Source organism: uncultured Oscillibacter sp. (assembly GCF_910584465.1).
Taxonomy (GTDB): Bacteria; Bacillota; Clostridia; order Oscillospirales; family Oscillospiraceae; genus Oscillibacter.
In genome coordinates, this window is the sequence record NZ_CAJUBK010000120.1 from 1 (window position 1) to 2,911 (window position 2,911).

Sequence of the window (2,911 nt, forward strand, 5' to 3'; positions counted from 1 at the left end):
TGCCGTCCTCGATCCGCACGATGCGGTCGGCCAGCTGGGCGATCTCGTTGTTGTGGGTGATCATGACGATGGTCTGGTGGAACGACCGGCTGGTGCGCTTCAGCAGGCCCAGCACATCGGCGCTGGTCCTGCTGTCCAGGTTGCCGGTGGGCTCGTCGGCCAGGACGATGGCCGGCTTGGTGATCAGGGCCCGGGCGATGGCGACCCGCTGCTGCTGTCCGCCGGAGAGGCTGCAAGGCATGTTCTGCAGCTTGTCCTCCAGGGCCAGCATGTCCACGATCTCGTCCAGGAACCTCTGGTCCGCCGTGTCCCCGTCCAGCTCCACCGGCAGGACGATGTTCTCATAGACGTTCAGGATGGGGACCAGGTTGTAGTTCTGGAAGACGAAGCCGATGTTGCGGCGGCGGAAGATCGTCAGCTCCTCGTCGTCCTTCTTCGCCAGCTCCTCCCCCCGGACGAGGACGCTGCCGGAGGTGGGGGTATCCAGCCCGCCCATCATGTTCAGCAGGGTGGACTTCCCGCTGCCGGAGGTCCCCACCACCGCCACGAACTCCCCCTGCCCCACCGTGAGGTCCACGCCGTCCAGGGCGCGGGTGACGTTGGGCTCGGCGCCATAGTACTTGCGCAGGCCGATGGTCTGTAACACGTTCATCTTCAACTGCTCCTTTCACGGCTGTCCGCCTGTTGCAGGACTATGGTAACGCCCAAATGTCACAGGAATGTCCGGATCGCGCGCTCATTTGTGAATTTTCTGTGAACGGTTCATCTCCGGGGCAGGAACACGGAAAAGGTGGAGCCCTCCCCGGCCCGCGAGGTCACTTTGATATAGCCGCCCTGCCGGGTGACGATCTCCCGGGCGAGGTACAGCCCGATGCCCACCCCCGGCTCGTCGTGCACGGCCTCCTCCCGATAGAAGCGCCGGAAGACGGCGGCCTGCTCGCTCTCCGGGATGCCCTTGCCGGTGTCGGCCACGTCCAGCTTGACATACATCTCCCACAGCTCCACCGACACGTCGATCCTCCCGCCCGCGGGGGTGTATTTCACCGCGTTGTCCAGCAGGTTGAACAGGGCCTCCGCCGTCCATTTGCCGTCATGGGGCACGCGCAGATCCTCCGGGCACCGCACCGTCACGGAGACGCCCTTTTTCTCCGCCCCATAGACGATGCCGCTGCAGGCCAGGGCCAGCGTGTCGATCAGCGGGCCGTCCTTCTTTTCCAGGGTGATGGCCCCGGTCTCCAGGCGGGAGGTCTTCACCATGGACCATACCAGGAATTCCAGCTTGTCGGTCTGGCTGCGGATGCCCTGCAAAAAGTCCCGCCGCTCCTGCTCCGTGACCGGCTTCGTCAGCAGCGTGTCTGTCACCATCCTCAGATTGGCCACCGGCGTCCGCACCTGATGGGAGATGTCCGACACCAGCGCCTGCAGCTCCCGCCGCTCCTCGGACGCCTGCCGCCGGTCCTCCTGCAGGATGCCGTACAGCCGGGCGAGGCGGGAGCTGATGCGGGCGAAGATGGTCTCGCTGTCGTCGGCCCGGGCCGGCCCCTCGCCGCCGATCATGCCGTCTATGGTCCGGCACAGACCGCTGGTGAAGCAGGACAGCCGCTTGGCGAAAAACAGCGTCAGGAGGGACTGCCAGGCCAGGGCGCAGGCCGTCAGCAGCACGCCGGCCAGCAGCACCCGCCCCTCGCCGGCCGCGGCGGAGAGCACGGCAGAGATCGTCAGCATGGAGACGGCCGCGCCGGCCTCCGCCAGCAGGAAGACCATCTTGACGGGGATGCGCTCCAGCTTCATCTCCGCTCACCTCCCGTCCACTGATACCCGATCCCGTAGATGGTCTTGATGTAGGTATCGCCGTCCGCCTCGATCTTGCCCCGGATGCGGCTGATGGAGGTGGTCAGGGTATGCTCGTCCACGAACCTCTCGTCCGCGTCCCACAGCCGCTCCAAAAGCCGCTGCCGGGTCAGGACCTGCCGCGGGTTCTTGCAGAACAGGTGCAGCATCCTGTACTCCATGGGGGAAAGGGCGATCGGCTCCCCGTTCAGCGAGGCGGCCTGCTCCGAGAAGTCCAGGAACAGCCTGCCGTCGTCGTAGAGGTCCCTCGCCGGCCCCCGGTGCCCCAGCATGGCGAACATGGCCCGGATCTTCCGGTGCAGGGCCTCGATGGAGAAGGGCTTGGTGATGTAATCCACCGCTCCCGCCTCATAGCCCCGGAGCTGGTCGCTCTCCTGGTCTTTGGCGGTGAGGAAGATCACCACTGTATCGGGGTGCTCCGGCTTGATCAGCCTGCACAGGTCGTAGCCGCTGCCGTCCGGCAGATCGATGTCCAGCAGCACCAGGTCATACTCCCCCCCGGCCAGCAGGCCGGCGGCGGTCCTGGCGTTCAGGGCCGAAGCGACCTCCCAGCCGTCTGAGGCCAGATCGTAAGCCAGGGTCTTATTCAAAAGAGCGTCGTCCTCGACGATCAATATCCGTTCCATCCCTCGTCCTCCTTTTGGCGTCCTCATCAGGACACGGCCCATCCGTGTACCGGCGGGCCCTGCCCGTTTGGAAGTCCGCCGGCCGGGCCCCAGGCGTTTTGGCCATACCGGCGTCAAGAGCAGTATAACAGATGAATGTCCGCGAAATGTTACAAGGGTCTGTCTTTTTCAAAAAGATCTTCCCCGGCGGGTCCCTTGCGGGACGGGCCGCGGGACGGCGCCCCCGCGCTCCGGCCGTTCGAAAGCGGCCCGTCCGAAGGATCTCCGGACAGACCGCCTGCGCTCCCCGGACCCGGGGGCCTTCAAAGACACCGCCAGAGCCTTGGACAGGCCAAGGCTCTGGCGGTGCTTTGGAGAGTGTATAGAGAGGTAAGCGAGAAGCTTACAGCTCGCAGAGTTTGAGGAGGGCCTCCCAGTTCTTGTCGACTTCCTTC

The 2,911-nt window shown here is 65.2% G+C and carries 3 protein-coding genes; all 3 read right to left on the reverse strand.

Annotated elements, in window-relative coordinates:
- The coding region (locus tag QZ332_RS13400) for an ABC transporter ATP-binding protein (RefSeq protein ID WP_295766353.1) at positions 1–652 on the reverse strand (652 nt) is incomplete at its 3' end.
- A gap of 110 nt (positions 653–762) precedes the next feature.
- Positions 763–1,791, reverse strand: a complete 1,029-nt coding sequence (locus QZ332_RS13405; RefSeq protein WP_295766355.1) for a sensor histidine kinase KdpD — start codon at positions 1,789–1,791, stop codon at positions 763–765.
- On the reverse strand, positions 1,788–2,477 hold the full coding sequence (locus QZ332_RS13410; RefSeq protein WP_295766357.1) for a response regulator transcription factor: 690 nt from the start codon (positions 2,475–2,477) through the stop codon (positions 1,788–1,790). The genes QZ332_RS13405 and QZ332_RS13410 overlap by 4 nt, the downstream gene beginning before the upstream one ends.
- Between the last annotated feature and the right edge of the window lie 434 nt (positions 2,478–2,911).